At 69.8% G+C, this 26105-nt stretch carries 27 protein-coding genes; 13 read left to right on the top strand and 14 right to left on the bottom strand.

Annotated features, from left to right (window positions below; all coding sequences use genetic code 11):
- Positions 1-2 precede the first annotated feature (2 nt).
- Positions 3-887, top strand: a complete 885-nt coding sequence (locus QK444_RS02505) for a metal ABC transporter permease (protein WP_282776631.1) — start codon at positions 3-5, stop codon at positions 885-887.
- Positions 888-932: 45 nt separating this feature from the next.
- Complete coding sequence (locus tag QK444_RS02510; protein ID WP_282776633.1) at positions 933-1442, top strand: nitroreductase family protein; 510 nt, start codon at positions 933-935, stop codon at positions 1440-1442.
- A gap of 7 nt (positions 1443-1449) precedes the next feature.
- Here QK444_RS02510 and QK444_RS02515 read toward each other — a convergent pair whose 3' ends face one another.
- The 9 genes from QK444_RS02515 to QK444_RS02555 all read right to left on the bottom strand — a co-directional run bounded on the left by QK444_RS02515 (position 1450) and on the right by QK444_RS02555 (position 11281).
- A complete protein-coding gene (locus tag QK444_RS02515) occupies positions 1450-2187 on the bottom strand; it encodes a DJ-1/PfpI family protein (RefSeq protein WP_282776635.1) in 738 nt (245 codons plus the stop codon).
- 14 nt (positions 2188-2201) lie between these two features.
- Complete coding sequence (locus QK444_RS02520; RefSeq protein WP_282776637.1) at positions 2202-3158, bottom strand: GlxA family transcriptional regulator; 957 nt, start codon at positions 3156-3158, stop codon at positions 2202-2204.
- 78 nt (positions 3159-3236) lie between these two features.
- The gene (locus QK444_RS02525) at positions 3237-4859 is read right to left on the bottom strand and encodes an FAD-binding oxidoreductase (RefSeq protein WP_282776639.1); all 1623 of its coding nucleotides are present in this window, start codon (positions 4857-4859) and stop codon (positions 3237-3239) included.
- 87 nt (positions 4860-4946) lie between these two features.
- On the bottom strand, positions 4947-5981 hold the full coding sequence (locus QK444_RS02530; RefSeq protein ID WP_282776640.1) for a Gfo/Idh/MocA family oxidoreductase: 1035 nt from the start codon (positions 5979-5981) through the stop codon (positions 4947-4949).
- A gap of 101 nt (positions 5982-6082) precedes the next feature.
- The gene (locus QK444_RS02535; protein WP_282776641.1) at positions 6083-6862 is read right to left on the bottom strand and encodes a MerR family transcriptional regulator; all 780 of its coding nucleotides are present in this window, start codon (positions 6860-6862) and stop codon (positions 6083-6085) included.
- A gap of 89 nt (positions 6863-6951) precedes the next feature.
- Positions 6952-8469: an NAD(P)/FAD-dependent oxidoreductase gene (locus QK444_RS02540; RefSeq protein WP_282776642.1), complete on the bottom strand. Its 1518-nt coding sequence runs from the start codon at positions 8467-8469 to the stop codon at positions 6952-6954.
- Positions 8466-9386 carry a ferritin-like domain-containing protein gene (locus tag QK444_RS02545; protein ID WP_282776644.1) on the bottom strand — a complete coding sequence of 307 codons (921 nt, stop codon included), beginning with the start codon at positions 9384-9386 and terminating at the stop codon, positions 8466-8468. The genes QK444_RS02540 and QK444_RS02545 overlap by 4 nt, the downstream gene beginning before the upstream one ends.
- A gap of 1 nt (position 9387) precedes the next feature.
- Positions 9388-10281: an SDR family NAD(P)-dependent oxidoreductase gene (locus tag QK444_RS02550; protein WP_282776645.1), complete on the bottom strand. Its 894-nt coding sequence runs from the start codon at positions 10279-10281 to the stop codon at positions 9388-9390.
- Position 10282: 1 nt separating this feature from the next.
- Complete coding sequence (locus QK444_RS02555; RefSeq protein WP_282776647.1) at positions 10283-11281, bottom strand: alpha/beta hydrolase; 999 nt, start codon at positions 11279-11281, stop codon at positions 10283-10285.
- Positions 11282-11469: 188 nt separating this feature from the next.
- Between QK444_RS02555 and QK444_RS02560 the strand changes: the two genes are divergently transcribed.
- The 3 genes from QK444_RS02560 to QK444_RS02570 all read left to right on the top strand — a co-directional run bounded on the left by QK444_RS02560 (position 11470) and on the right by QK444_RS02570 (position 12395).
- Positions 11470-11637, top strand: coding sequence for a hypothetical protein (locus QK444_RS02560; RefSeq protein WP_186000576.1), 168 nt, complete (start codon positions 11470-11472; stop codon positions 11635-11637).
- Positions 11638-11678: 41 nt separating this feature from the next.
- Positions 11679-12065, top strand: coding sequence for a 50S ribosomal protein L7/L12 (rplL, locus tag QK444_RS02565; RefSeq protein ID WP_282776649.1), 387 nt, complete (start codon positions 11679-11681; stop codon positions 12063-12065).
- Between the two features lie 102 nt (positions 12066-12167).
- On the top strand, positions 12168-12395 hold the full coding sequence (locus tag QK444_RS02570; RefSeq protein ID WP_282776651.1) for a hypothetical protein: 228 nt from the start codon (positions 12168-12170) through the stop codon (positions 12393-12395).
- 18 nt (positions 12396-12413) lie between these two features.
- On the opposite strand, the gene dapA is transcribed toward QK444_RS02570, so the two are convergent.
- Positions 12414-13352: a 4-hydroxy-tetrahydrodipicolinate synthase gene (dapA, locus tag QK444_RS02575; RefSeq protein ID WP_282776653.1), complete on the bottom strand. Its 939-nt coding sequence runs from the start codon at positions 13350-13352 to the stop codon at positions 12414-12416.
- A gap of 19 nt (positions 13353-13371) precedes the next feature.
- On the opposite strand from dapA, the gene QK444_RS02580 reads away from it, so the two are divergent.
- Positions 13372-14241, top strand: coding sequence for a LysR family transcriptional regulator (locus QK444_RS02580; RefSeq protein WP_282776654.1), 870 nt, complete (start codon positions 13372-13374; stop codon positions 14239-14241).
- A 135-nt stretch (positions 14242-14376) separates the two neighbouring features.
- On the opposite strand, the gene QK444_RS02585 is transcribed toward QK444_RS02580, so the two are convergent.
- The gene (locus tag QK444_RS02585; RefSeq protein WP_282776656.1) at positions 14377-15528 is read right to left on the bottom strand and encodes a serine hydrolase domain-containing protein; all 1152 of its coding nucleotides are present in this window, start codon (positions 15526-15528) and stop codon (positions 14377-14379) included.
- Positions 15529-15952: 424 nt separating this feature from the next.
- On the opposite strand from QK444_RS02585, the gene QK444_RS02590 reads away from it, so the two are divergent.
- Both QK444_RS02590 and QK444_RS02595 read left to right on the top strand, forming a co-directional pair.
- On the top strand, positions 15953-16519 hold the full coding sequence (locus QK444_RS02590) for a hypothetical protein (protein WP_282776657.1): 567 nt from the start codon (positions 15953-15955) through the stop codon (positions 16517-16519).
- Positions 16520-16680: 161 nt separating this feature from the next.
- Positions 16681-16872 (top strand): hypothetical protein, encoded by a 192-nt coding sequence (locus tag QK444_RS02595; protein ID WP_029926649.1) that lies wholly within the window; start codon positions 16681-16683, stop codon positions 16870-16872.
- Between the two features lie 13 nt (positions 16873-16885).
- Here QK444_RS02595 and QK444_RS02600 read toward each other — a convergent pair whose 3' ends face one another.
- Positions 16886-18028, bottom strand: a complete 1143-nt coding sequence (locus QK444_RS02600; RefSeq protein ID WP_282776659.1) for an acyl-CoA dehydrogenase family protein — start codon at positions 18026-18028, stop codon at positions 16886-16888.
- Between the two features lie 70 nt (positions 18029-18098).
- Here QK444_RS02600 and QK444_RS02605 point away from each other — a divergent pair, with 70 nt between their 5' ends.
- Entirely contained in the window at positions 18099-18701 is a 603-nt protein-coding gene (locus QK444_RS02605) for a TetR/AcrR family transcriptional regulator (RefSeq protein WP_282776661.1), read from the top strand.
- Between the two features lie 547 nt (positions 18702-19248).
- Positions 19249-21726, top strand: coding sequence for a phosphoketolase family protein (locus QK444_RS02610; RefSeq protein WP_282776663.1), 2478 nt, complete (start codon positions 19249-19251; stop codon positions 21724-21726).
- A gap of 9 nt (positions 21727-21735) precedes the next feature.
- On the opposite strand, the gene QK444_RS02615 is transcribed toward QK444_RS02610, so the two are convergent.
- Entirely contained in the window at positions 21736-22317 is a 582-nt protein-coding gene (locus tag QK444_RS02615; protein ID WP_282776664.1) for a TerD family protein, read from the bottom strand.
- Positions 22318-22396: 79 nt separating this feature from the next.
- A complete protein-coding gene (locus QK444_RS02620; protein ID WP_282776666.1) occupies positions 22397-23416 on the bottom strand; it encodes an MsnO8 family LLM class oxidoreductase in 1020 nt (339 codons plus the stop codon).
- A 104-nt stretch (positions 23417-23520) separates the two neighbouring features.
- Between QK444_RS02620 and QK444_RS02625 the strand changes: the two genes are divergently transcribed.
- From QK444_RS02625 to QK444_RS02635, 3 genes are all read left to right on the top strand, one after another.
- A complete protein-coding gene (locus tag QK444_RS02625; RefSeq protein WP_282776667.1) occupies positions 23521-25086 on the top strand; it encodes an adenylate/guanylate cyclase domain-containing protein in 1566 nt (521 codons plus the stop codon).
- A 254-nt stretch (positions 25087-25340) separates the two neighbouring features.
- A complete protein-coding gene (locus QK444_RS02630) occupies positions 25341-25721 on the top strand; it encodes an RNHCP domain-containing protein (protein WP_282776669.1) in 381 nt (126 codons plus the stop codon).
- Positions 25721-26105 (top strand): RNHCP domain-containing protein (locus tag QK444_RS02635; RefSeq protein ID WP_282776670.1); only part of this gene is annotated, 385 nt, incomplete at its 3' end. The genes QK444_RS02630 and QK444_RS02635, both read left to right, overlap by 1 nt.

Consider the following 26105-nt stretch of genomic DNA (forward strand, 5'->3'; position numbering starts at 1 on the left):
CCATGACACTCACCGAACTGTTCGCCGATCCGCTGCGCTACGAATTCATGGTGCGCGCCCTGGCCACCACCGTGATCACCGCCGTGGTGTGCGCGACGCTGTCCTGCTGGCTGGTGCTGATCGGCTGGTCGCTCATGGGCGACGCCGTCTCGCACGCGGTGCTGCCGGGCGTGGTGCTGGCCTATATCGTCGGCGCGCCGTTCGCGGTGGGCGCGGTGATCTTCGGTTTCCTCGCGGTCGCCCTGATCGGCGTGGTGCGCGATACCAGCCGGGTGAAGGAGGACGCCGCCATCGGCATCGTCTTCACCACGCTGTTCGCCCTCGGCCTGGTGCTGGTGTCGGTGACCCCCAGCAATACCGACCTCAACCACATCATCTTCGGCAACCTGCTCGGTGTCGGCCGCTCGGAACTGATCCAGATCGCGATCCTCGCCGCCATCGTCATGGCCGCCCTGGTCCTCAAACGCCGCGACTTCACCCTCTACGCCTTCGACCCCACCCACGCCCACGCCCTCGGCCTGCGCCCCCGCCTGCTCGGCGCCGCCCTGCTGGGACTGCTCGCCCTGACGGCGGTCCTCGCCCTGCAAGCGGTCGGCGTCATCCTGGTGGTGGCCATGCTCATCATCCCGGGCGCGACCGCGCATCTGCTCACCGACCGCTTCGGCCACATGCTCCTCATCGCGCCCACCGTCTCGGTGGTGTGCTCGGTCGCCGGTCTCTACATCAGCTACCACGTCGACACCGCGCCCGGCGGCATGGTCGTCGTGGTCCAGGGCATCGCCTTCACCCTGGCCTACCTCTTCGCGCCCACCCGCGGCGTGATCACCCGGACCGTCACGGCCCGCCGCCGCGGCCGAACCCGGGAGGCCACCGAGGTGCCGGTGTGACACCGTGCTCCGAAGCGGTGACCGCCGGTCGCTAGCATCACCGCGATGCGCGAATCCCTGGAACCCCTGCGAGCCCTGCGAGCCGTCCGGCACTACCGGCCCGACCCCGTTCCCCGGGAGTCGGTCGAGCGGATCGTCGAGGCGGCGCGGTGGACGGGGTCGGCGCGGAATCGGCAGCCGTGGCGGTTCGTCGCGGTGTCGGATGCGGCGCTGCGGGCGGAGTTGAGTCGGTGCGGGGCCTATGCCGTGCATCTGGCGGCGGCTCCGGTGGTGTTGGTACTGGCGTCGGTGGCGAACGAGTTCTCGGACACGCTGTTCGACATGGGGCGGGTGACGCAGTCGGTCTGTCTGGCAGCGCGGGAGCTGGGGTTGGGGTCGTGTCCGACGACTTTCCATCCGGCGGAGAATGTTTCGCGGGTGGCGGCGCTGCTGGGGCTGCCCGCGGAGTGGCTGCCCCGGCATGCGGTGGCCATGGGGTATCCGGCGGCGGCGCCGTCGCCGTCGGCCGTTCCGACCGGTCGCCTGCGCACGGCCGAACTGCTGCGCTGGATGTGAACGCGCGCTACACCTTCGCGCGCTTGGCCGCGCGGTCGCGGATCCGGTTGAGGGTGAGCCGCCACATGGCCGTGGCGACGTCGAACGGGACGCGCGGGGTGACAGCGCGGGTGGACATCTCGAGGCGGGTCCGGCGGAGCAGGGCCGCGGGTGCCTTGTCGGGGTGGCCGGTGTCGAAGGGCGGCTGCGGGTCGTATTCGATGACCAGCTGCGCCATTTCGGCGCGTTCGGTCCCGGCGATCTCGCCCACCAGCCAGAGGCCGAGGTCGATTCCGGCCGAGACCCCGGCGGCGGTGACGATCTTGCCGCTGCGCACCATGCGGTCGTGCGGGCGGGATTCGGCCCCGAAGGCGGCCAGCGCCGGCTGCGCCGACCAGTGCGTGGTGGCGGGATGCCCGCGCAGGATGTCGGCCGCCGCCAGCACCAGCGCACCGCTGCACACCGAGGTGGTCCACCGCGTGTTCGGGTGCACCGCGCGCAGCCATGCGATGAGCTCACCGTTGGCCATGGCCTCGGTGGTCGCCGCCTCCGAGCCCGGAACCAGCACCAGATCGGGTGCGGGTGTCTCGGCGAAGGTGTGGGTGGCCCCCAGGACGAGCACCCCGCTGTCGGAGACGATGGGGCCGACTTCATTGGAGACGAAACGCAATTCGCTGTCGGGCAGGTAGCGCAACACCTCGTAGGGGCCGATGGCGTCCAGCACGGTCATGCCCGGATACAGCACGATGGCGGTCTGAAATGTCATGGGGGCGTTCTCTTTCAGTTGCGGGCGAAGCGGGCGCGGTATTCGCCGGGCGGTATGCCCAAGTGCCGGTGGAAGATCCGGTAGAGGGTTTCGGGGCTGCCCAGGCCGACGGCGGCGGCGACCCGGGACAGCGGTTGATCGGTGGTCTCCAGCAGTCGCCGGGCCGCGCCGATGCGGACCCGCTCGACGTAGCGCGCGGGGGTGGTGCCGATCTCGTCGGCGAAGACGCGGGAGAAGTGGCGGGTGCTCATGCCCGCCCGCTGTGCCAGGGTGGCCAGGGACAGATCGGCGGTGAGGTTCTCCTCCACCCAGACCTGCAGCTCGCGCAGCGACCTGCGCCGGCAGGGTCCGGCGGCGATCGGCGCGCTGAATTGGCTCTGCCCGCCGGGGCGGTGCAGGTAGACCACCAGCCAGCGGGCCACCTCGCGGGAGAGTTCGGGACCGTGGTCCGCGCCGACGATGGCCAGGGCCAGATCGATGCCCGCGGTGACGCCCGCCGACGTCCACACCGGCCCGTCCCGGACGTAGATGCGGTCGGGTTCGGTGCACACGCCCGGGAACTCGCGGGCCAGCATCTCCCCGCCCGCCCAGTGCGTGGTGGCCTTGCGGCCGTCGAGCAGGCCGCTGCGAGCCAGCAGGAACGCGCCGGAGCACACCGAGCCGACGCGCTCGGCGGAGTTCGCGACGCGTCGAATGCCCGCGATCAGTTCGGCGTCGCGGCTGGCGTTCCAGGCGCTGAGTCCGCCGACCACGAGCACCGTGTCCACCGGTTCGGACCAGGTGTCGAGCGCATGTGCGGCCGTGACCTCGACACCGCTGGCCGAACGCACCGGCCCGGACCGCACCGCGGCGATCTCGACCCGGTACCCCGGACGCGCGCCCATGAGCGCCGCCGAGGAGAACACGTCGGCGGGTCCGGCCAGGTCCAGAAGCTGGAATCCGTCGAAGACGACGAACAGCACCACCCGCATATGCCCAGCCTCGCGTGCGTCGGCCGTGGCGTCAACGACACGACTATGGCAGATCCGGCCATGCGCGGCGGTGAGGGGCTACGGGTGGCCCACCGTCGCGGGTGGATCGAGGAGAACGCCGGGGTTGAGAATGCCCGCCGGATCGAGTGCCGTCTTCGTCGCCCGCAGGGCGAGTGCGAACGGTTCGGGTCGCTGCCGGTCGTACCAGGGGCGGTGATCGCGACCGACGGCGTGATGGTGGGTGATGGTCGCGCCCGCACCGGCGAGTGCCTCCGAGACCGCCGCCTTGATGTCGTCCCACTGCGCCACGGTGCTGCCCCACCGGCCCGCCGCGTAGACGCCGAAGTAGGGCGCGGGGCCGTCCGGGTAGACGTGGGTGAAGCGGCAGCTGACCAGGCCGGTGGTGCCGGTCGCCGCGAAGGCGGCGGTGGCGGCGGCCAGCACGGCGGCGCGCAGTTCCTCGAAACGATCCCAGGTGCAGGCGGTTTCGAAGGTCTCCACGATCATGGACTGCGCGGCCAGGGCATCGCGCTGATAGGGCATGCGCAGGAAGGACGAGCGCCATACGTCCGAGGCGCCGGAACTCACCTTCGCCTCGGCGGTGTCGGAGACGCGCACCCCGTCGGGCACCCGCCCGCCGTAATCGGCGCAGATCTCGATGGCCCGCGCCATCGGCGCGTCGACCGGATGGTCGGCGGATTCGAACCCGAGCACGAGCACCCCGCCCGCGGTGCCGGTTCCGGCATTGAGGAAGGCTTCCACCGGGTCGAGGAGGCGGCAGTTGGCCGGGAACAGGCCCGCCTGCGCGATGACCCGCGTGGCGGTCACGGCGCGCGCGTAGTCGTCGAAGTGCACCGAGGCTCCGGCCCGCCAGCGTGGCCGGTCCTGCAGCCGCATCCACGCCTCGGTGATGACGCCGAGGGTGCCCTCCGAGCCGAGGAACATCCGGTCGGGTGACGGTCCGGCGCCGGAACCGGGCAGGCGGCGCGATTCGCTGATCCCGGCCGGTGTGACGACGCGCAGCGATTCCACCATGTCGTCGATGTGGGTGTACACGGTCGAGTAGTGCCCGCCCGCGCGCGTGGCGAGCCAGCCGCCCAGGGTGGAGAATTCGAAGGACTGCGGGAAGTGGCGCAGCGTCAGCCGGTGGTCGCGCAGACCGGCTTCCAGTGCGGGACCCAGGATTCCGGCCTGAATGCGGGCGGCCCGGCTGGTGCGGTCGATCTCGACGATCCGGTCCAGGCGGCCGAGGTCCAGTGCGACGACACCGGAATAGTCGGCGGCACAGCGTGGTTCGACGCCGCCGACCACGGAGGTGCCGCCGCCGTACGGGATCACCGCGATATCCGCGCCGCCGCACCAGTCGAGAACGGCGGCGACGTCGGATTCACCGCGCGGCCGCAGCACCAGGTCGGGTACATGGTCGATGCGGCCCAGCAGATTTCGCACCACGTCGCGGAACGCCTGACCGTGCCCGTGTGCCACCCGATCCTCGCGATCATCGGAGGCCAAGGGCGCCAGGGATTCCGGGGCGTGTATCCGAGGGGCGGGGATATCGAGCTCGGCGAGGTCGGGCGGTTCGTGCACGCTGAGGTCGGTCCCGGGCAGCAGCGCCGCCACCCGCGTGGTCAGCGCCTCGCGTTCCGCACCGGTCACCGCGTCGGCGCGGGTGCCCCACCCCCACCAGGATCGATCCGCCATGTCCCGCCTTTCGATCGACAGCTAATTGACCCGATAGTAAATTACTCATTGGTCAATTGGTAGGTGGATGTCGATTGGTAGGTGGATTCAGGGTGACGCGGACGCGCGGGCCCGCTCCAGGACGCGCAGCGCCGCCACGGCATCGCGCGGGTCGACGGGAACCGGAGCGCCGTCGATGAGCGCGGCCGCCATACCGCGATAGAAGGCGGGATAGTCGCCCGGCTCGCTGGCGATCCGGCGCGTATCCCCCTCGGTGCCGAACCAGCCCCCGTGCTCGACATCGACCGTCCCCCAGGGTTTTCCGTCATCGGGTCGACGCCCGTCGCGCAGCGCCTGCTCCTGCGGGTCGAGACCGTAACTGACATAGCCGTTCTCGGAGCCGAGCACCCGGAAGCGCGGTCCGAGCTGGGCTGCCACGGCGCTCATCCACAGGTGCGAGCGGACGCCGGAGGCGTGGGTGAGCGCCACGAAGGCATCGTCGTCGGCCTGGACGCCGGGCCGGCGGCTGTCCAGTTCGCAGTACACGTCGGTGACCGGTCCGAACAGGGTGAGTGCCTGGTCGACCAGATGACTGCCCAGGTCGTAGAGAATTCCCGCGCCTTCCTCGGCACTGCCCAGCTCCCGCCAACCGCCCTTGGTCACCGGCCGCCACCGCTCGAACCGGGATTCGAAGCGCCGCACCTCCCCCAGCCGACCGTCGCCGATCAGCGCCTCGATGGTGCGGAAGTCGCTGTCCCACCGCCGATTCTGGAACACCGACAGCGCCAGCCCGGCCCGTTCGGCGGCCGCCACCACCTGTTCGCCCTCCGCCGCCGTGAGGGCGAACGGCTTGTCGACCACCACCGGCAGCCCCGCCTCCAGCGCCCACACGGCGAGCGGGGCATGGGTCCGGTTGGGCGTCGCGACGACCACGAGATCGATGCCCGCCGGATCGGCGAACAGCTCCTCGACCGCCGCCAGCACCCGCACCCCCGGATGCTCCCGCCGCGCCCGCTCGGCCCGCTCGGCCGAGGAGGTCACCACCACCGCCACCCGCAAGCGCGGATCGGCGGCGATGAGCGGCGCGTGGAACACCGCCCCGGCCAGCCCGTAGCCGATCACCGCCACACCGAGTTCGCGCATCTCGAGCCCCTTCCGCCGACGACCTCACATCCCCCGCCACCGTAACCGGCCCGCCACACCTCGATGGGGACGTACGCCACCGGGCGGGCGCGGCCGTTCCGCTAGTCCTTCGGTTGCTTTGTCGCACCGCGCTTTTCGGCGGCCGTCTCCAGGTAGGCGCTGAGTTCGCTCTGCAACACCCGGTCCAGTGCCTGGGCCAGGGTGTTCTGCACCGCCGTCACACCCAGCTCCCGCAGGTGATTGAGCATCTTGGTGGTGGCGGCGACCTCGGCATCGCTGTCGGGCAGCCAGCCGGCACCGTGCTCGGCGACGATGTGGTCCTTGGCCGCGGTGACCATGAGCCGGGCGATGTCGTCCACGCGACGACCGACGGCGGCATAGACGTCGATCAGGGACTCGAGCCCGAATCCGTAGCCGTGCAGCGCCCCGAAGGTCTCCAGCAGTTCCGGCTGAGTGAATTCGACCGTCTCGGCGTGCAGCCGGATCAGTCCCAGCTCGGCCAGCCGTTCCAACTCGTCGCCGGTCACCGGGGCTCCGTCGACACCCCCCAGGAAGGTGTCCACGAGCTCACGCGGCACCTCCAGTGGTGCGGCGCTGCTGCCCCAGGTGGCGGTGACCGCCTGTTGCAGGCCGAGCACCTCGGTGAGGTCCTTGCCGGTCTCCCAGCTGGTGATGAAGTCGGCGATGTGCGCGGTGGTGAACCCGCGCTGCAGCAGGGCGTCGATGATGCGCAGCCGGGCGAGGTGCGAATCGTCGTAGATGAGTGCGCGGCCGCTGCGCCGGGTGGGTGTGGCGAGCAGGCCGCGCTCCTGATAGGCGCGCACATTGCGGGCGGTGGTTCCGGCGGCCCGCGCGAGATCGTCGATGCGGTATTCCGCCATCCTCGTCTCGCCCTCCCTGTGTCGCGGTTCGCCCGGACGCGTCGCCCGTGCGCCGGTCGGCGGCACGGGCGTCACGCTCGGAGACGACATTAGCCGAGGGAGACGGCGATTCCACGGTCGGCACTCGCGGGTGCCACATCGCGCGGGGTGAGTACGTAGTCGTCGAGTTCCACCCGGGCCAGCTGGCGTACGAACTGGGTGCCGAAGCCCGGGTACATGGTGGCGTTGAAGCCGTCTTCGGTGAGGTACCAGCTGCGGCAGCCGGAGTTCCAGGTGGTGGCCGACAGCCTGCGCTGGATGCGCGCGTTGTAGCGGTCCTGCCGATCGCGACGCACCTCGAGCATGCGCAGATCACGGTCCAGCAGCATGCCGATGGCGTCGGTGAGGTATTCGATCTGCGCCTCCATGTACACCAGCGCCGAGTTGTGGCCGGGTCCGGAGTTCGGGCCGAAGGTGAGGAACAGGTTCGGATAGCCCGCCACCGCGACGCTCTTGAACGCGTATGCGCCCCTGCTCCATTCGTCGCCCAGCACCCGTCCGTCGCGTCCGGTGACCGGAATGGGAGCCCCGGCCTTGGACACGTCGAAGCCGGTGGCGAACACGATGCAGTCGAACCGGTGCTCGATGCCCTCGGCGGTGCGGATGCCGTGCTCGCTGAGCCGCGCGATCGGCCAGGTGATGAGCTTGCAGTTCTCCCGTTGCAGTGCCGGGTAGTAGTCGTTGCTGATCAGCAGGCGCTTGCAGCCCGCCCGGAAGTCCGGGGTGAGCTGACGGCGCAGCCACGGGTCGCGTACCTGACCGCGCAGATGCAGCCGCGCGACCGATTCCACCACCCGGGTCAGCGGCGAATTCCACACCACCCCCAGCGCCACCGACTCGTGGCCCCAGAACCAGGCGTCGCGCGCGAGCTTCTGGGTGATGGGCGCCTGCCGGTACAGCGCTCGGGTGGCACCGCTGGTGCGCCGGTTGGCCCGGGGCAGCACCCAGCCCGGCGTGCGCTGGAAGACCTTCACCGCCGCCGCCCGGTCCACGAGTTCGGGAATGATCTGCACGGCGCTGGCACCGGTGCCGACCACGCCGACCTTCTTACCGGTGAAGTCGTAGTCGTGATCCCAGCGGGCACTGTGGATCTTGTGGCCCGCGTAGTCCTCGATGCCGGGGATGTTCGGGAAGCTGGCATTGGACAGCGGTCCGGAGGCGATGACCACGCTGCGCGCCTTCACCTGTCGGCGGCCGCCCGCGAAGGCGATGTCCCAGAGCCCGCTCACCTCGTCGAACACCAGACCGCTCACGGTGTGGTCGAAGCGAATATGGGGGTGGATGCCGAACTCGTCCACCATGGATTCGATGTAGGCGAGGATCTCCGCACTGCCGGAGTAGGTGTGCGACCAGTCCGGATTGGGTGCGAAGGCGTACGAGTACAGCCGCGACGGGATGTCGCAGGCCGCGCCGGGATAGGTGTTGTCCCGCCAGGTGCCGCCCACCCGGGTGTCCCGCTCGAACAGTTCGAAGTCGGTGATCCCCTTCTGCCGCAGGCGGATCGCGGTGCCGATGCCCGCGAAGCCCGCGCCGATGATCGCCACGTCCAGTGGCTGGCCCGTGCTCATGCGACCGGCTCGTAGGTGAGTTCGGAGGACCAGGTCGGCCGCGGCCCGAGGAAGCGGTCCGGGATGCGCGCGGTCAGCTTGACCATGGCGTCGGCGAACAGGTGATACGGGTGATCGCGGTTGATCACCCAGCCGCTGTGCATCTTGACGATGCGGTACATGGGCACGCGATTGGCGATCGGGGTGCGCTCGCCGACGGCCTTGAATCGCCGCATGGCCGCGTACAGCTTCTCCTCGTCCACCCCCATGGCGACGATATTGTCGCGCATCTTGTTCAGCAGCGGCACATAGCTGAGCACGCCGACGAGGAACGAGGGTTTCGCCCAGCCGCCGACCAGATCGATGGCGAGTTTGCGGGCGGTGGCGTGACCGAGCAGCTCCATCACCGCGTAATCGGTGGCCAGATGCCGTGATTCGTCGGCGTTGATCTTCTTGAAGACCTCCTGCGCGACCGGGTCGGTGATCTCGTCGGTGACGAACTTGATCAGCGCGCCGTCCAGCGCCACCTCGAGCATGGGGATGACGGTGCCCAGGAACGACAGCGACATATCGTCGGCGTGCGAGTCCAGGAACTCGATCACCAGCTTGACATTGATGTTCGGCTCGGGGATCTCGTCGCCGTCGAGCATGCCCCAGCGGCGCATGAGCGCGAGTTCGGCATTGGCGTGCCGCTGCTCCTCGGCATGGAAGTACTGGTAGATCTGCTTCAGCGTCTCGGTCGGGGCCTTCTTGGCCATGGCCGCGAAACCGCGCGCCCCGACGTTCTCGATCCACATGAGATCGGCCATGAAGGGTTTCAGCTTGGCGTGCAGTTCGGGCTCGATGAGCTCGGCTCCCGGTGCGTCCCAGTCGATGTCGGCGAGCGCCCACTGCCGGGACTTGATCTTGGCCAACATGGCCTCGAAGTCGAAGGACATATCAGACTCCTGTCTGTTCCAGCGGTGCGGCCTGGGTCGAATCGTCCTGCGGGAGAATTCGATTCAGCACACCGAGGGCATGGGTGTAGAGGGCGGGGAAGGACCGCTTGAGCAGCCAGACGGCGTGGGCGTCCAGCTGCGGCAGCACATAGAGGCGGCCGCGGTCGTTGGCGTCGAGGGCGGTGCGGGCGACCCGTTCGGGAGCGAAGCCGGTTCGGCGCATGAGTTCGTCGGCCAGCCGGGCCGAGGGTGCGCCGATGCGGCCGTCGCGCACCACATTCGTCTTGACGAAGGTGGGGCACAGCACCGTCACCGCCACACCGGTGCCGGACAGTTCCGCGGCGAGGGTCTCCGACAGCGACATCACCCCGGCCTTGGAGACGTTGTAGGCGGCCATCCCCGGGGCCGCCGCGAATCCGGCGGCGGAGGCGACATTGACGATGCCACCGCGACCGGCCGCACGCAGCCGCGGCGCGAAGATCTCACAGCCGTGCACGACACCCCACAGATTGATGCCGAGCGCCCACTCCCAGTCGGCGAAACCGATATCGCCCACCGGCTTTCCGCCGATGCCGACCCCGGCGTTGTTGATCACCAGGGTCGGTGCGCCACCGAAGATGAGCTCGCTGTGCAATGCCAGGCTCTCCACGTCCTCGCGGCGGGAGACATCGCAGAAGATCGCGTGGGCGGGTCGGCCGTGCGTGCGCTCGATCAACCGCACCGTGTCGTCGGCGCGATCTTTGTCGATGTCCGCGCACACCACGTCGCCGCCGCGCGCGGCGACCTCGAGGGCGAAGGCCCGGCCGATGCCGCTGCCCGCGCCGGTGACCACGGCACGCGCACCGTGTGATCGTCGACTGCCGAGTACCGGCAGCACCGCGTCGAGAATCGACATGTCAGCCCACTTTCGTCCGGTCGGCGGCCGCCGCGGCGAGTGCGTCCGCGACGAAGCCCCGCGTGCGCCGAAGCGCCTGCGCCGCTTCGGGAACCAGCAGCGGCAGAGCCTGGAATACATGGATGCGACCGGGCCAGAGTTCCAGATCGCAGCGCACCCCGGCCGCGACGGCCATATCGCGCAGGTGCCGGGCGTCGTCGGCGAGCATCTCCCCCGCACTGGCCTGCACCAGCAGCGGCGGAAGTGCCGCACCGCGCGGCACGGTGAGGCGCAGCCGCGGCGAATCCGGATGCTGCCCTTCGGTGTAGAGCTCGATGAGCCGGCGACCGGTGCGCGCCGGGGCCATCGGGTCGGGAACTTCGCGGTCGCGCCGCTCGGCCATGGTCAGGGTGAGGTCCATGAGCGGCGAGTACATGAACGCGCCCGCCGGTTGCGGCCGATCCCCCGCCGCGTTCTGCAACAGCAGGTCCAGGGTCAGATGTCCGCCCGCGGAATCGCCGCCGATCACCAGGTCCTCGGGACGGTGCCCCTGGTCGAGCAGCCAGCGGTATCCGGCCGCCACATCGTCGGCCGCCGCCGGGAAGCGGTGTTCGGGGGCGAGCCGGTAGTCGATCAGGAAGACCGGCAGTCCAGTGAGTTTCGACAGCCGCGACGCCAGTCCGCGATGGGTGCGCGCCGAGCACACCACGTAGCCGCTGCCGTGGATGTAGTAGATCGCCCGCGGCCCGTGCGCGACTCCGGCCGCGCGCACCCACTCGCCGCGCAGCGCGCCGGAGCGGACCGGGGTGACCCGCGTCCCCGGTAGGGGCGGGCCGAAGGCGGCCATCACGCCGGCGATCAGCCCGCGGCCCAGTTCGATGCCCACGCGATTGCGCGGCAGCAGTCCATTGACCCGGCGTAATCCGACCACCGACGCCGTCGCCGCGAGCCGCGCTTGTCGCGAGGCCGAGGCGGGTATCGCCGCCGATGCGCAGGTCGCCGTTGACCTTGCTCTCGTCATAGCAAGAGAATCATCCCTGAATGTGCCATTTGTCAATGGCACATTTTGTACTGAGGACAGAAAAGGGGCTCCGACCGGCGCGGCCGCGTAACGATCCGAGGAACAAATGGGTACGGCGGACTGATCGGATACGGAACGGGGAATCAAGAGACGCACAGGATTTCCGCGAACGGCCCGAGGAGGACGACATGGGCGAGCCGGTATGCGTCGATTGCTGGCGCCGGGACAACCTGACCTTCGCGCAGCGGCTGGACCCCGCCTTCGTCACCCCCGGCCCGGCGCACCGCTGCGCCACGCACCGGGCGTTCCTCGAGGATCTGCACAAGGGCCCCGAGCACACCCCGCGCGCCGCGTAGCCTGGAGATATCTCCAGGTCGGGCCGCATAGGGGAATGATCATGGCCAAAATGACCATCGACGAACTGCTCGATGTTTTCAAAGGTATGACGCTGCTGGAGCTTTCGGCCTTCCTCAAGGCGTTCGAGGACGAATTCGGGGTGACCGCCGCCGTGCCCACGGCCGCCGCCGTCACCGCCGAGGCTGCCCCGACCGCCGAGGCGGCCGATGAGCGGACCGAATTCGATCTGGTCCTGGAATCCTTCGGCGACAAGAAGATTCAAGTCATCAAGGCGATGCGGGAGGTCATCCCGGGCCTCGGCCTCAAGGAGGCCAAGGATCTGGTCGAGTCCGCCCCGGCGCGAATCCTGGAACAGGTGGACCAAACCGCCGCCGAGACCGCCAAACTCAAACTCGAAGCCGCCGGAGCTCGTGTCGCCCTGAAGTAATTCGACACACCCGGAAGCCCGGCTGCGGCCGGGAACGCCGTCCATGTGTCAAAGTCGGAGCCGTACTCCTCCAGGCCGGACGACCACAACGGGAGCAACGGCATGAGCGACAACGGTAAACCCAGTGTTCTCGGGCGCGTCTCGCCCACGCAGTGGGTGGCACTCGGCGTGACCGCCTTGGCGGTTCTGTTCGTCGTGCAGAATCGCACCAAGGTGTCGATCGAGCTGCTGTTCATCACCATTCGTTCGCCCATGTGGCTGGTTCTACTGGCCATGTTCGCGCTCGGCTGGGTGGCGGGAGTACTGACGCGTCGGCGCAAGCGGGGCTGATTCGTCGAGTTGTACCGATTAGAGCTCGGCGGCAAGGAGATCGAGGGCGGCCACGGCCGCGCGCGCGCTCTCCTCGGCGGCGGGTAGCAACGGAAGCCGGACCGAGGCCGTGGGGATGCGGCCTCGGTCGGCCAGTACCGCCTTGACGACGGTGGGGTTGGGTTCGGCGAACAGGGCCGCTGACACACCGGCCAGGGCGTTGCTCAGATGTCGGGCCTTGTCGATGGGGCCGTGCCGCCAGGTGGAGACCAGCGCGGCGAAGGCGTCGGTGGCCACGGTGGCCGAGGCCAGAATCGCACCCGACGCACCCAGGGCGAGCAGGGGTGCGGCGAAGAGGTCGTCGCCCGCCAGCACCGCGAAATCGGCTGGGCAGGTGCGCATCAGGTCGACAGTGGTCTCGTCGACCGCGCCGACGGCATGTTTGACGCCGACGATGTTCGGGATGGCGGCGAGTGCCCGCAGCGTTTCCGGGCCGAGGGTGCGGCCGGTGCGATACGGAATGTTGTAGACCACCAGCGGCACCGGGCTGGTCGCGGCGAGACGCCGGAAATGCGCCAGCACACCCGCCTCGGTGGGGCGGATGTAATAGGGAACGACGGTCAGCGCGGCGGCGACCGCCGAGTCGAGACCCGCCAGCGCGGCCAGTGAGGCGGCGGTGGAGTTGGTGCCCGCGCCGACGATCAGCGGAGCGTCGTGCTCCCGGCACACCCGCGTGCAGATATCGACGACGAGCGCGCGTTCGGGCTCCGTGAGGGTCGCGGCCTCCGCCGTGGTGCCGAGTGCGACGAGACCGGTCGCGCCCTGCTCGAGGGCGGAATGCGCCAGCCCGGCCAGGGCGTCGGCGGCAATGGTGTCGTCGGCGGTGAACGGCGTGACCAGGGGCACGAAGAGTCCGGAGAGCGTCATGGCATGAGCCTCCCGCGCGAGGCTCATTAGGTCCAGTTCACGTTTCTTCATGGGAGCGTAAGCTGAACTGATGCTCGATGTGCGCAAACTGCGCCTGCTGCGCGAACTGGCGCGCCGGGAGACCATCGCGGCGGTCGCGGAGGCGTTGAACTTCACTCCGTCCGCCGTCTCCCAGCAGCTGACCGCGCTGGAGCGGGAAGCCGGAGTGCCGCTGCTGGAGCGCACCGGCCGCCGCGTCACCCTCACCGCCGCCGCGCACGGCCTGGTCGAGCACACCGAGACGATTCTGGCGGTACTGGAGCAGGCCACCGCCGAATTGGCCGCGGGCCGTGCGGCATTGACCGGCCGACTGCGAATCGGCGTCTTCCCCACCGCGATTCGCACCATCCTCGCACCCGCCCTGGTCACCCTGAGCACCGCACACCCCGAATTGGAACTGTCGGTCACCGAGCTGGACCCGGCGCTGGCCCCCGGGGCGCTGCGCACCGACACCCTCGACATCGCCCTGGTCCAGGAATACGACTACGTGCCCGTCGCCCCCGACCCGGCCCTCGACACCGAGCCGCTGCTCGAGGAGACCGTCTACCTCGCCGCCCTCTCCCCCGCCCCGCTGCCCACCCACCGCGACACCCCCTGGATCGCGGGCACCCCGGGCACCCTCTGCCACACCATGACCATCCGCACCTGCCAGGCCGCCGGATTCACCCCCCACATCCGCCACCACGCCGACGATTTCGACGCCGTCCTCGCCCTGGTGGCGGCGGGCCAGGGCGTGGCGCTCATCCCCCAACTCGCCCTCCACACCCCACCCGCCGCCATCCACCTCACCCCCCTCGCCACCCGCCGCCGCACCCACATCGCCTACCGGCGCGGAACCGCCCACCACCCCACCATCCACGCGGCCCGCCTCGCGTTGACGCAGGGCGACGACGTGAGCTGATACCCGTCCGCCCGGGCCGGATACGAACCGGCACCGCGAGCATCGCCCGGCCATCAACGCCACCGCTGACACCACGAGAGTTCGTACGCCGCGCTCGATATCCGGACCGGGCGCACGACTACGGCCGACTGTGGTTCAGGCGACCGCGCAGATGGCGGTGTCGAAGACGGTTTGGGCGGTGGCGGTGACCTCGGGGTCTTCGGCGCGGAGGTTGGAGATCACGGTGACGGCGCGGCCGGTGGGGGTGACGCCGTTGAACGTGCGGAAGCCGGGAATGGAGCCGCCGTGGCCCCAGACGTCGGTGTCGCACGGGACGGGCTGCTGGGTGAGGCCGAGGCCGTAGGAGAGACCGGGGCGGTTGGTCAGGGGGCGGGGGTTGGTGCGCATGGCGTCGAGTTGAGTTGGGGGGAGCAGGTTTTCGGTGAGAAGTGCGGTGAAGAAGCGGTTCGTGTCCGAGCCGGTGGAGATCATGGCGCCGGCGCTGCCCGCCCAGGAGGGATCGAAGCGGGTCAGGTCCAGGGGTTCGCCGTCGAGCTGTTCGTAGCCGTGCGGGTGGGGAATGCGGATGTCGGTATCACCAGGGGTGGGGAAATACGTGTCGTGCAGGGCCAGCGGGCCGGCGATCCGGCGGGTGATTTCGTCGGCGATGGCGTGCCCGGTCAGCCGTTCGACGAGCATGCCGAGCACGAGGTAGTTGGTATTGCTGTATTCGGCCCGAGCACCCGGGGCGAAGCGCGCGGGCATGGTCATGGCGCGGCGGACCAGGTCCGCGGTGTCGAACCGACGGGTCAGCAGACTGTCCGAATCATCTTGCAGTTCCGGCAATCCGAGGTACTCGGGCAGACCGCTGGTGTGCTGCAGGAGGTCGCGCACGGTGATGCGGTCGCCGTCGATGCCGTCGCCACGCACCACACCGGGCAGATAGCGTTCGACGGGGCTGTCGAGCTCCACCGAGCTCTCCGCCACGAGCTGCATCACGACGGTGGCGACGAATGCCTTGGTATTGCTGCCGATCCGCACATGTGCGTCCGGGGGAAAGGGCGCTCCGGTGGCGATATCGCCGACACCGGCGCTGGCACTCCACTCCCGGCCCCGCTCGGTGACGACGACCTGGACTCCGGGTATCCCCGCCGCCACCGCGGCACCCAACGCCCGCCGCACCGCCTCGCGGGCCTCGGCCGACAACGGTCCGGGAGATTCCGCCGGATCGTCGGCGCAGCCCGCCGCACCGACCACCCCGACGACAGCGGCCACCGCCATGATGCGACGAAGCACGGTCATCGCCATGAGTTGTTCTCCCACCAGTGTGAAGGCATGCTCCGACGCTAGCCGCACGATGACCCGTCGGGCGTCGCCCACGGGGTGCACACCCGGTCATACGCCGGATGTAGTCGAGATCCGGGGGAACCCCGGCGCCGACGCCCGCGCCCGCATGGGACTTCGCGACGGCACGTGGGCGTGCGGGCCGCCGACGCTGACAACCGCCCTGACGAGCCCGTGCGCCGGGGCGGGTTATCGTTGATTCGTCACGTGGCGACGGCGTGCGGGGTTGGCTCCGGTATGCGGTGGTCGGAGCGGTAAACGGGCGCGGTGGTGCCGAGGGAGGATACGGACGTGCGGAATGCGATCAGGAAGAAGGTCCGAGGTCGGTTCGGGTCGGCGGCGGTCGGGGCGCGGGTGGGCGCCATAGCGCCTGTCGGTGGCTAGTTCGATGTCGGATCGGGACGTGCCGGGGCGGGGTGGCCCGTCGGAGCCCGGGGAGCCGGGGTTCGACGCGGTGGAGCATTTGCGCAGGAAACTGGAGGGGATGAAGGCCGCCGAGAGCGGGGCGTCCGGTGCAGGGGCGTCCGAGGCTGGCAAGCCGGTCCGGCTGCCGCGGCGACCGCGGCGGATGTCCGAGGAACCCGGCGAGCAACCCCGCAAGACATGGCGGTCGGAAGGCGGCGGATCGGTCTACGATCCCGCACCCACCAGGCCCGTGCTGCGCTCGGAATTGCAGCGGGAGACGGGTTGGTGGCAGGCCGGACCCGGCTCGGCCTGGCTGCCGACCGTGCGACCGGATGCGGCGGACGCCGAGCAGGACGCGAGCGTGATCGACTTCGGCGCGGCGCGACGGAAGCGGGATGGGGCCGAGGGCCGAGCCCGGGGCGGCCGACGCATGGCCAAACCGCGCAGAATCGGCTCCGACGCGGGCTCCAGCACCGACGGTGACCAGGGCGAAGGCCGCCCCGACGACACCGATCCCCGGGAACCGAACGGCCCCGGCCCGCAGCGCTGACGCGCCGGTAATCGGGTAATGGAGTACCGCACCGGCCGAGCGGGTAACGTCGGCGGCAGTCGAACCCGATCGTCGGCCGTCACGCGGCGGATCGTGATCGCGTATCGGCCCTCGATCGCAGGCACAAGGTTTTCGGTCGGGGCTACCCGCAAGGAGCCTTCATGACCACGGCCCGCAGCAATTCCTACCCGGATCCGGTGATCGGTTTCGCCGATGCCCGCGCCGCAGAGAAGGCGGCCCTGCTCGAGCGCAACGCCCTGGCCGCGAAAACGGTCGCCGTCCACGCGCGCAGCGCCGCCGAGTGCACGGAACTGCTGGCCATGCTCGGCCTCGATCTGGCCGATCTGAAATAGGCGCGCGCAGCCGCTACTTCCCCGCCAGATCGCGGGCGATGACCAGGCGCTGGATCTGGTTGGTGCCCTCGAAGATCTGCGTGATCTTGGCTTCGCGCATATAGCGCTCCACTGGGAAGTCCTGGGTGTAGCCGTAGCCGCCGAAGACCTGAACGGCGTCGGTGGTCACCTTCATGGCGGCGTCGGTGGCCACCAATTTGGCGACGCTGGCCTGACGCGAGTACGGCAGTCCGGCGTCGCGGCGGCGGGCGGCGTCGAGGTAGGTGGCGCGGGCGGAGTCCACGGCGGCGGCCATATCGGCGAGTAGGAAGCCGAGCCCCTGGTGGTCGATGATGCGGCGGCCGAACGCTTCGCGGTCCCGAGCGTAGGCGACGGCGTCGTCCAGGGCGCGCTGCGCGATGCCGGTGGCCACGGCCGCGATGCCGAGGCGGCCGGAATCGAGGGCGCTGAAGGCGATGGACAGGCCCTGGCCGGGGTCTCCGATGCGGCGCTCGGCGGGCAGGAAGGCGTCGTCGTAGGCGGCGGAGGTGGTGGGGACCGCGCGCAGGCCCATCTTCTCCTCGGGCTTGCCGAAGGTCAGGCCCGCGGTGTCGGCGGGCACCAGGAAGCAGGACACACCGCGGGACCCTTCGCCCGTGCGGGCGAACAGGGTGTAGTAGTCGGCCCGGCCGCCGTTGGTGATCCACGCCTTGGTGCCGGTGATCCGGTAGCCGCCGTCGACCTCCACCGCCCGGCAGCGCAGCGCCGCCGCATCGGATCCGGCATGCGCCTCGGACAGGCTGTACGCGCCGATCAGGTTGCCGGACAACATCTCCGGCAGCCATCGCTGCCGCTGTTCGGCGGTGCCGTAGGCGAACAGGGGATGGCAGGACAGGCTGTGCACGCTCACCGCGACCGCCACCGCCGCCCAGCGCGCGGCCAACTCCTCGAGCACCTGGAGGTACACCTCGTACGGCTGCGCGCCGCCGCCGAACTCCTCCGGGTACGGCAGGCTGAGCAGCCCGGCCGCGCCGAGCGCGCGGAACGCCTCCTCGGGGTAGCGCTGTTCCCGCTCGAACTCGACGACGTGCGGTTCGAGCACCTTGTCGGCGATATCGCGGGTCAACTCGAGCAGATCCCGGGCCTCCGGGGTGGGCAGCATACGGTCCACGGCCATGTCGACACATTACGTCCAGCACCTGATTGCGTGCAAGACAGCACGTAATTTAAGCGTCTAGACTGGGCGAATGGTTTCATCGCCGCCTCCGAACAAGCATCAGGAGAAGAGTCTGCGCACCCGCGCGCTGTTGTTGGACGCCGCGATCGACAGTCTGGCCGAGGTGGGCTACGGCAGCGCCTCCATCGCCGACATCACCGCTCGCGCCGGGGTGACCCGCGGTGCGCAGCTGCATCACTTCCACACCCGCCAGGAACTGTTCGCACAGGCCATCGGCCACCTCACCCAGCGGCAGCGCGAGGCCATGCGGCGCCGCCTGCGGTCGCTGTCGGCCACCGGCGCCGGTGCGGTGCTGGTGGAGCTGGTGACCGCCACCTTCGCGGGCAAACTGGGCCGCGCGGCGGTGGAGCTGTATGTCGGCATCGCCAACGACCGCGAGCTGCGTCGCGAAATGCTGCGGGTGCAGCACGAGCTCACCACCGAACTGCTGGACGCCTGCGCCGCCCGCATCGATTCCGGCATCACCACCGATCGCCTGGAGTCGGCCTTCTGGCTCACCATCAACCTGGTACGCGGCACCACCCTCGACGAGATGGTCGGCCGCGATCGCACCCGGCGCAAGCAGGTACTCGCCGACTGGACCGAACTCGCCGACACCGCACTGCGCAGGTGATCGAGAAGTACATATGATCGAGAACCCCTGGGTCACAGCAGTTCCCGGCTGACGAGCGAAAGCCGACCGAGTCGGGCGAGTGCCTCGACCCGGCCCGGTCGGCCGCCTCCGCCGCGACTGGAGAGCTCCTCGTGCCGGATGGGATGCTCGGCCCCATGGGCTCCCGGCACGAGGGTGGCGGCGGATAGGTGCGCCGGGCCCGGCGGCGGGGGTTTCGCAGGGTTACACCGCGGGGCGGGCGCACGATCCGGTGTCGCGCTCACGCTATTCCGAAGACGAAGGGCCGCACAGTGATCCGGCTCGACTCTGGCATAGTTCACGATCGCCGCCGACCGGGACAGTGAATCCTCCAGAGTCGGCACCGGGGCGATGGGGTGTGCGGCGTCGGCCGCGCTTCCCGACGCCGCACCCGGCGAACGGTAGGGGATGTTCGCGCCGGAGCGCCCCGGCGACGGTCATGATCGGGAGAAGTCACGACCGGCCAGTAGAGTGGTTGTCGAATTCTCCATCCGACGTGGTCCGAAACGAACGTGAGGAGAGTCGGCGCATGGCTCAGCAGGCCCAGGCCGAGGGCGCTACCGGCGACACCGCGGCCGACAATGTGGACAGCAGCGGCGGGCGTACCGTCGCACCGCGACCGTATCGGCTCGGCGAGGCGTCCGGCCCGCTGTCCCGCGCGGAACTCACCGCCATCGACGCGTGGTGGCGGGCGGCGAACTACCTGTCCGTCGGCCAGATCTATCTGATGGACAATCCGCTGCTGCGCGAACCGCTGCGCCCCGAGCACATCAAACCGCGCCTGCTCGGGCACTTCGGCACCGTGCCCGGACTGAATCTCGTATGGGCGCACGCCAATCGGGCCATTCGCCAGCGCGATCTCGACGCGGTCTTCGTAGCCGGACCGGGCCACGGCGGGCCGGGGCCGAACGCGTGTGGCTGGCTCGAGGGCACGTATTCCGAGCTCTACAGCGATATTCCGCGCGATGCCGAGGGTATGCGCGCGCTGTTCGCCCAGTTCTCCTTCCCGGGCGGAGTGCCGAGCCACTGCGCACCCGAGACGCCGGGTTCCTTCCACGAGGGCGGCGAGCTCGGCTATTCCCTGCTGCACGCTTACGGTGCGGCACTGGACAATCCGAGGCTCACGGTGTTCTGTGTCATCGGCGACGGCGAGGCGGAGACCGGGCCGTTGGCGGGCAGCTGGCACGCCAACAAATTCCTCAATCCGGCCCGGGACGGGGCCGTGATCCCGATTCTGGCGCTCAACGAGTACAAGATCGCCAACCCCACCATTCTCGCCCGGATTCCGGAATCGGAACTGCTGTCACTGCTGCGGGGATACGGGTACGACCCGGTCGTGGTGGCGGGCAGCGATCCGGCGGCCGTGCACCAGGCCATGGCGGCGGCCACCGACTCCTGCCTGGATCGCATCGAGCGGATGCAACGCGCGGCCCGGGGCGGTTCCGACGGCGGCCGGCCGAGCTGGCCCATGATCGTGCTGCGCACCCCGAAGGGCTGGACCTGCCCGCCGATCGTGGACGGCGATCCGGTGGAGGGCACCTTCCGGGCGCATCAGGTGCCGCTGGCGGCGGCCCGCGACAATGACGCCCACCGCGCGGTGCTCGACGACTGGCTGAAGTCCTACCGGCCCGAGGAACTGTTCGACTCCAACGGCGGCCCGGTGCCCGAGCTGATCGAGCAGTCCCCCGTCGGCGACCGCCGCATGAGCGCCAATCCGGTCGCCAACGGCGGCATGCTGATCCGCGATCTGGCGCTGCCGGACTGGCGCGACTTCGGGGTCGAGGTGGCCCGGCCCGGCGCGGTCAAGCATGAGGCGACGCGGGTGCTGGGCGGCTGGCTGCGCGAGGTCACCCGGCGCAATCCGGACAACTTCCTCACCTTCGCGCCCGATGAGCTGGCCAGCAATCGGCTGCAGGACATTCTGGAGGTCACCGGGCGCGACTGGCAGGCCGAGATCGGCGAATTCGACGTCAAGCTGGATCGCACCGGCCGGGTGATCGAGGTGCTGTCCGAGCACATGTGCCAGGGCCTGTTGGAGGGCTATCTGCTCACCGGCAGGCACGGGGTGTTCACCTGCTACGAGGCGTTCATCCACATTGTCGACGCCATGTTCAACCAGCACGCCAAATGGTTGGACGCCAGCGCGCAGGTACCGTGGCGGCGGCCCATTCCGAGCCTGAACTACCTGCTGTCGTCCCATGTCTGGCGGCAGGACCACAATGGCTTCACCCATCAGGATCCCGGATTCCTGGACGTGGTGCTGAACAAGAGCCCCGAGATCGTCCGGGTGTATCTGCCGCCGGACGCCAATACGCTGCTGTCCACCTACGACCACTGCCTGCGCTCGCGGCACTACGTGAATGTCGTCGTGGCGGGCAAGCAGCCGCAGGAGTCGTGGCTGTCGGTGCCCGAGGCGGCGCGGCACTGCGCGCGCGGGGTCGGCATCTGGGAGTGGGCGGGCCACAACGACACCGTGGGCGGCACCCCGGACGTGGTGCTGGCCTGCGCCGGCGACGTGCCCACGCTGGAGACCCTGGCCGCCGCCGCCATTCTGCGAGATCGCCTGCCGGAGCTGCGGGTTCGCGTGGTGAACGTGGTGGACCTGATGCGGCTGCTACCCGAGAACGAGCATCCGCACGGACTGCCGGACAACGAATTCGACACGCTGTTCACTCGGGACCGCCCGGTCATCTTCGCCTTCCACGGCTACCCCTGGCTGATCCACCGGCTCACCTACCGCCGCACCAACCACGATGAGCTGCACGTCCGCGGCTACAAGGAGAAGGGCACCACCACAACGCCTTTCGACATGGTGATGCTCAACGACCTGGACCGCTACCACCTGGTCACCGACGTCATCGACCGCGTCCCGTCCCTGCGCGAGACGGCCGCTGGGCTACGCCAGGAGATGGTGGATGCCCGCTGGAACGCGCGCCAGTGGACGCGCGAACACGGTGCGGACATCCCGGTGGTCGCCGAGTGGACCTGGCCGGACCCCAGCCGCTGAGGGCCGGGATCAGGCCAGAGCGAAATGCAGCAGCGCCTGCATATCGCCCTGCTTGATCTTGCCCTTGCGGTCCAGCACTTCCAGCTGCCAGTTCGGGCCGTTGCGGAAGGCGCGGGCGATGGCATTGGCGTTGTCACTGCCCAGCAGCGACGGCCAGATGTCGGCCACCTGCTGGGAGGTGCCGCCGGTGGCGTCGTAGATCTTGAACGAGATGTTGTTCGCCTTCTCGAAGGAGCTGCCCTTCTTGAACGCCGCGGCCACGAACACGATGGAGTCGATGGCGGTCGGCACATTGGCGAAGGTGACGTGCACGGTCTCGTCGTCTCCGGAGGCGGCGCCGGTCTGCTCGTCGCCGGTGTGCACCACCGCGCCGTTGCCGAGCGGGTCGAGGGAGTCCAGTCCGGCGAAGCGCACCGGATCGCCGCCCTGCATGAGAATGGCCACCAGATCCAGGTCAACCCCCTTCTTGCGGCGCGCCATACCCAGCAGGCCCCCGCTGGCACCGGCGGACGGATCCCAGCTCACTCCGACACTCATCTTGGTGATGCCCGCGAGATCCGCGGCCCCGTCTTCTTTCTTGAGCGTAATCACAGCTCACAGCCTACCGACGATTCGTAACCCGGTGCAGTGCAGCCTTTTCCGGGCAACCAACAGCCAAACAGCCGATGCACTAGGCGAAAACAGCAGGTGAGCGCGCGGTGAGGCCGACGGCGGCGGCCAGGCGGCGATGTGATTCCAGCCGAGCCGTGCGATCGTAAGTGCTGGTGTGGACCAGGATTTCGTCGGCCCCCGTGCGCGCGACCAGCTCCTCCAGCTCGGCCACGACCATCTCCTCGGTGCCGTGGATGTGGCCGCGCAGCGAGTCGGTGAAGATACCGCGCTGCTTGTCGGTCATGGCGATGCGGTCGATCTCCTCGGGCGCGATCAGGGGCGGGAACTCGCCGCGGGTGCGCGACCAGGCGGCCGACCACGCCTCGGGCAGCAGCAGGCGATGGGCCTGCTCCGGGGAATCGGCGACGACGGCGGAGGTGGACACCACGACGTAGGGCGTGGCGTCGTATCCGGGCCGGAAGTCGTCGCGGTAGCGCTCGATGGACCGCACCATGGCGGATGTCCCGGCGGCGGGAGCGATCACCAGCGGCAACCCGAATCGGGCCGCCCGCTCCGCACCCGAACCGACGGCCAGCAGGAAGGCCGGTATGCGCAGGCCCTCGGTGGGCCAGGCGTGCACGCCCGCGCGACCGGTGGCCAGATAGTCCAGCAGTTCGGTCAGCTGGGCGTCGACATCATCGGCATCATCCCTGCCGTGGCCGAGGGCGCGCCGCACGCCCCCGGTGAAGCCCACGGAGCGACCCAGACCCATATCGATGCGACCCGGATACAGCGACTCGAGCACGCCGAACTGTTCGGCCACCACCAGCGGCTGGTGATTGGGCAGCATGACCCCGCCGGTGCCCACCCGAATGTGCGCGGTGGCGGCGGCGACCCCGGCGGCCAGGACGGTCGGCGCGGACCCGGCCACCCCGGGCACGCTGTGATGCTCCGAGACCCAGAAGCGGTGGTAGCCCCACCGTTCGGCGAGTCGGGCGAATTCCACGGTCTCCCGCAGCGCCTCCGGATGATTCTGCCCCTGTCGCACCCGCGAGCGGTCCAGGATGGAGAAGCGGACGGCGGCCAGTGGAGTACTCATATCCCATCCCAACGCCTGGCGATCCCGGTGATTCCGGCGCGCGCGAGCAGGCGCGCCCGGACGCCTCCCAGCAGGCGGTTCGTGATCACGCCTAGGCTGCATCCATGGTCGACAGCGATGTGACGCCCAGGGCGCTGGGCGCGGCCCCGTTCGGGTCGCGCCTGCTGGGGCCCGCCGATCAGGGAGCGACGTCGCGGCGGGTGCGCGTGCAGCTGCTGCTGACCGTGCCGGTGCTGTTCGCGAATCTCACCGGTGTGGTGGTGGCGGCCCTGCTCATCGGCTTGGTGCTGCCGGGTCCGTCGGTGTTCACGCAGGACCTGGTGCTCCTGAACTTCGTGGCCGTCCCGGTGTACGTGACCTTCGCCCTGGCGGTGGGTTTCGTGTGCGGCACGCTGTCTGGACTGCGGACGCTGCGCTGGGCCACCGATCCGGAGCGGATTCCGAACGAGGCGGAGCGCATCGCGTCGTCGAAGGTACCGCGACGGCTGGTGCATCAGCAGGCGCTGCTGTGGTTCGGCGGGATGGCGGTGCTGACGCCGCTGTACGGCCTGGTCGATCCGGCCTTCGTGCCCAAGATCATTCTGGGGGTCGGGTTCAGCGCCGTCGTGGTCTGCGCCAACAGCTACCTGATCACCGAATTCGCCCTGCGGCTGGTGACCGCGCGGGTGCTCGAGGCCGAACCGCGCCGACGGCAGCGCGGCCTCGGCGTCTTCGGCCGATCGCTGCTGGTGTGGGTGCTGGGTTCGGGCACGCCGGTGGCGCTGCTCATGATCGTGGCGGTGCTGGCGCTGTCCGGAGTGAACGTCAGCACCGAGCGGCTGGCGGTCTGCGTGCTCTCGCTCGGCGGGGCGACGCTGGTCTTCGGCCTGCTGCTCATGACGCAGACGCTCGCCGCCACGGTCGCGCCCATCCGCAATGTGCGCACCGCGATGCGCCGGGTGGAGGACGGTGACCTGCAGGTGGCGGTCACCGTCTACGACGGCACCGAACTCGGTGAGTTGCAGAGCGGTTTCAACCACATGGTGGCGGGACTGCGCGAACGCGAACAGATCCGGGATCTGTTCGGCCGCCACGTCGGCCGCGATGTGGCGGCGGCGGCGCTGGCCGGGCAGCCGGAGCTGGGCGGGGAGGGATGCGAGGCGGCCGCGCTGTTCGTCGACGTCATCGGCTCCACCGCCATGACCGCGACCCGGCCCCCGCACGAGATCGTCACCATTCTCAACGAGTTCTTCGGCATCGTGGTGGACGAGGTGGAGCGGCACGGCGGCCTGGTCAACAAGTTCGAGGGCGATGCCGCGCTGGCCATCTTCGGCACCCCCGCGCCGCTGACCGACGCCGCGGGCGCCGCGCTCGCGAGCGCCCGCGCCATCCGGCGGCGATTGTCCGGCGCCGCCATCGAATTCGACGCCGCCATCGGTGTCGCGGCCGGACGGGTGGTGGCGGGCAATGTCGGCGCGCATCGCCGCTACGAGTTCACCGTCATCGGAGATCCGGTGAACGAGGCGGCCCGCCTGTGCGAGCTTGCCAAACAGGACGACGGCCGCGTCCTGGCCTCCGCCACCGCCGTGGACAGCGCCGAACCCTCCGAGCGCAAGCATTGGGACCCGGGCGAATCGGTGACGCTGCGCGGCCGCGTCCGCGAAACCCGCCTGGCCCGACCTCGCACCTGACGCCCGGAAAATTGGTGGCGGCCGGAGCGCGGCCGCTGCTACGGTTGCCGCCGCGCTGTTCGCGCACACCGAACTCACCCGCCGGAGGGGATGATTTATGAGCCAGCCCGCGCCGAGAGCGCCTCATGGTGTGGCCTCGGCCCGAGATATGGCCGCCCACAACCGGATACGTCCGTAACGACCTGCGTCACCGAGGCGCACTCGGCCTACTCCTGCTGTCTGCACATCAGCTCTCGGCTTAGGAGTGATCCGGGTTGTCCGACACTTTCTCCACCCAGCACGATCCCGGTCCGACCCTGCGGACCGGAACCTTTCCCTGCCTGCGCTGCGGTCTGACCGTGGCCGTCCTCGCGCCCGACGGCAGTCGGCGCAATCACTGTCCCAGCTGCCTGCACTCCCTGCACACCGTCGACCACGTCGACGGCGGTGTCTCGGACTGCCGGGCGCGCATGGCTCCGCTGTCGATCGCGGTGTCGCGCACCGGTGAGTGGGGCATCGTGCACCGCTGCACGCGGTGCCACGAGTTGGCGCTGCATGCGGTGTGCGGCGACGACAATCAGCTGATCCTCATGCGATTGGCCGTGCGTCCGCTCGCCGAACCGCCGTTCCCGCTCGAAGTGTTCGGCGATCTGTGATGCCGCGCCGGAACAAGGCGGCATCGCGGCGCGAACAGCGTGGGAAAACCGTCCCGCACGGCCGCGCGAGCACATCCGGCGACGCCTTCCGGTGTGTGGGCTGCCGGCTCGACGTGCCGGTCGCCGCGCCGGGCACCGCGCATCGCAACCATTGCCCGCACTGCCTGGCCAGTCGCCACGTGGATCGAGTTCCGGGTGACCGGTCCGCGACCTGCCGCGGGCGAATGCGGGCAGTGAGCATGTGGGTGCGCGATGACGGCGAATGGTCGCTGGTACACCAGTGTCTGGCCTGCGGAGTGCTGAAGGTGAACCGGGTAGCCGGGGACGACAACGCCCTCGCGCTCATGCGGATCGCCCTGCGCCCGCTGGCCGATCCGCTCATCG

The organism is Nocardia sp. CC201C, assembly GCF_030010695.1.
GTDB classification, from domain to species: domain Bacteria; phylum Actinomycetota; class Actinomycetes; order Mycobacteriales; family Mycobacteriaceae; genus Nocardia; species Nocardia otitidiscaviarum.

Bases quoted from the DNA above. Each gene is read 5' to 3' on its own strand.
- QK444_RS02560 (WP_186000576.1), top strand. From the start codon at position 11,470: ATGGGCGAGCCGGTATGCGTCGATTGCTGGCGCCGGGACAACCTGACC.
- QK444_RS02585 (WP_282776656.1), bottom strand. From the start codon at position 15,528: ATGGCGATGACCGTGCTTCGTCGCATCATGGCGGTGGCCGCTGTCGTC.
- QK444_RS02545 (WP_282776644.1), bottom strand. From the start codon at position 9,386: ATGTCCTTCGACTTCGAGGCCATGTTGGCCAAGATCAAGTCCCGGCAG.
- QK444_RS02595 (WP_029926649.1), top strand. From the start codon at position 16,681: ATGACCACGGCCCGCAGCAATTCCTACCCGGATCCGGTGATCGGTTTC.
- QK444_RS02590 (WP_282776657.1), top strand. From the start codon at position 15,953: ATGTCGGATCGGGACGTGCCGGGGCGGGGTGGCCCGTCGGAGCCCGGG.
- dapA (WP_282776653.1), bottom strand. From the start codon at position 13,352: ATGAAGAAACGTGAACTGGACCTAATGAGCCTCGCGCGGGAGGCTCAT.
- QK444_RS02555 (WP_282776647.1), bottom strand. From the start codon at position 11,281: ATGACGAGAGCAAGGTCAACGGCGACCTGCGCATCGGCGGCGATACCC.
- QK444_RS02570 (WP_282776651.1), top strand. From the start codon at position 12,168: ATGAGCGACAACGGTAAACCCAGTGTTCTCGGGCGCGTCTCGCCCACG.
- QK444_RS02600 (WP_282776659.1), bottom strand. From the start codon at position 18,028: ATGGCCGTGGACCGTATGCTGCCCACCCCGGAGGCCCGGGATCTGCTC.
- QK444_RS02505 (WP_282776631.1), top strand. From the start codon at position 3: ATGACACTCACCGAACTGTTCGCCGATCCGCTGCGCTACGAATTCATG.
- QK444_RS02610 (WP_282776663.1), top strand. From the start codon at position 19,249: ATGGCTCAGCAGGCCCAGGCCGAGGGCGCTACCGGCGACACCGCGGCC.
- QK444_RS02530 (WP_282776640.1), bottom strand. From the start codon at position 5,981: ATGCGCGAACTCGGTGTGGCGGTGATCGGCTACGGGCTGGCCGGGGCG.
- QK444_RS02580 (WP_282776654.1), top strand. From the start codon at position 13,372: ATGCTCGATGTGCGCAAACTGCGCCTGCTGCGCGAACTGGCGCGCCGG.
- QK444_RS02605 (WP_282776661.1), top strand. From the start codon at position 18,099: ATGGTTTCATCGCCGCCTCCGAACAAGCATCAGGAGAAGAGTCTGCGC.
- QK444_RS02525 (WP_282776639.1), bottom strand. From the start codon at position 4,859: ATGGCGGATCGATCCTGGTGGGGGTGGGGCACCCGCGCCGACGCGGTG.
- QK444_RS02520 (WP_282776637.1), bottom strand. From the start codon at position 3,158: ATGCGGGTGGTGCTGTTCGTCGTCTTCGACGGATTCCAGCTTCTGGAC.
- QK444_RS02510 (WP_282776633.1), top strand. From the start codon at position 933: ATGCGCGAATCCCTGGAACCCCTGCGAGCCCTGCGAGCCGTCCGGCAC.
- QK444_RS02540 (WP_282776642.1), bottom strand. From the start codon at position 8,469: ATGAGCACGGGCCAGCCACTGGACGTGGCGATCATCGGCGCGGGCTTC.
- QK444_RS02625 (WP_282776667.1), top strand. From the start codon at position 23,521: ATGGTCGACAGCGATGTGACGCCCAGGGCGCTGGGCGCGGCCCCGTTC.
- QK444_RS02535 (WP_282776641.1), bottom strand. From the start codon at position 6,862: ATGGCGGAATACCGCATCGACGATCTCGCGCGGGCCGCCGGAACCACC.
- QK444_RS02550 (WP_282776645.1), bottom strand. From the start codon at position 10,281: ATGTCGATTCTCGACGCGGTGCTGCCGGTACTCGGCAGTCGACGATCA.
- rplL (WP_282776649.1), top strand. From the start codon at position 11,679: ATGGCCAAAATGACCATCGACGAACTGCTCGATGTTTTCAAAGGTATG.
- QK444_RS02620 (WP_282776666.1), bottom strand. From the start codon at position 23,416: ATGAGTACTCCACTGGCCGCCGTCCGCTTCTCCATCCTGGACCGCTCG.
- QK444_RS02515 (WP_282776635.1), bottom strand. From the start codon at position 2,187: ATGACATTTCAGACCGCCATCGTGCTGTATCCGGGCATGACCGTGCTG.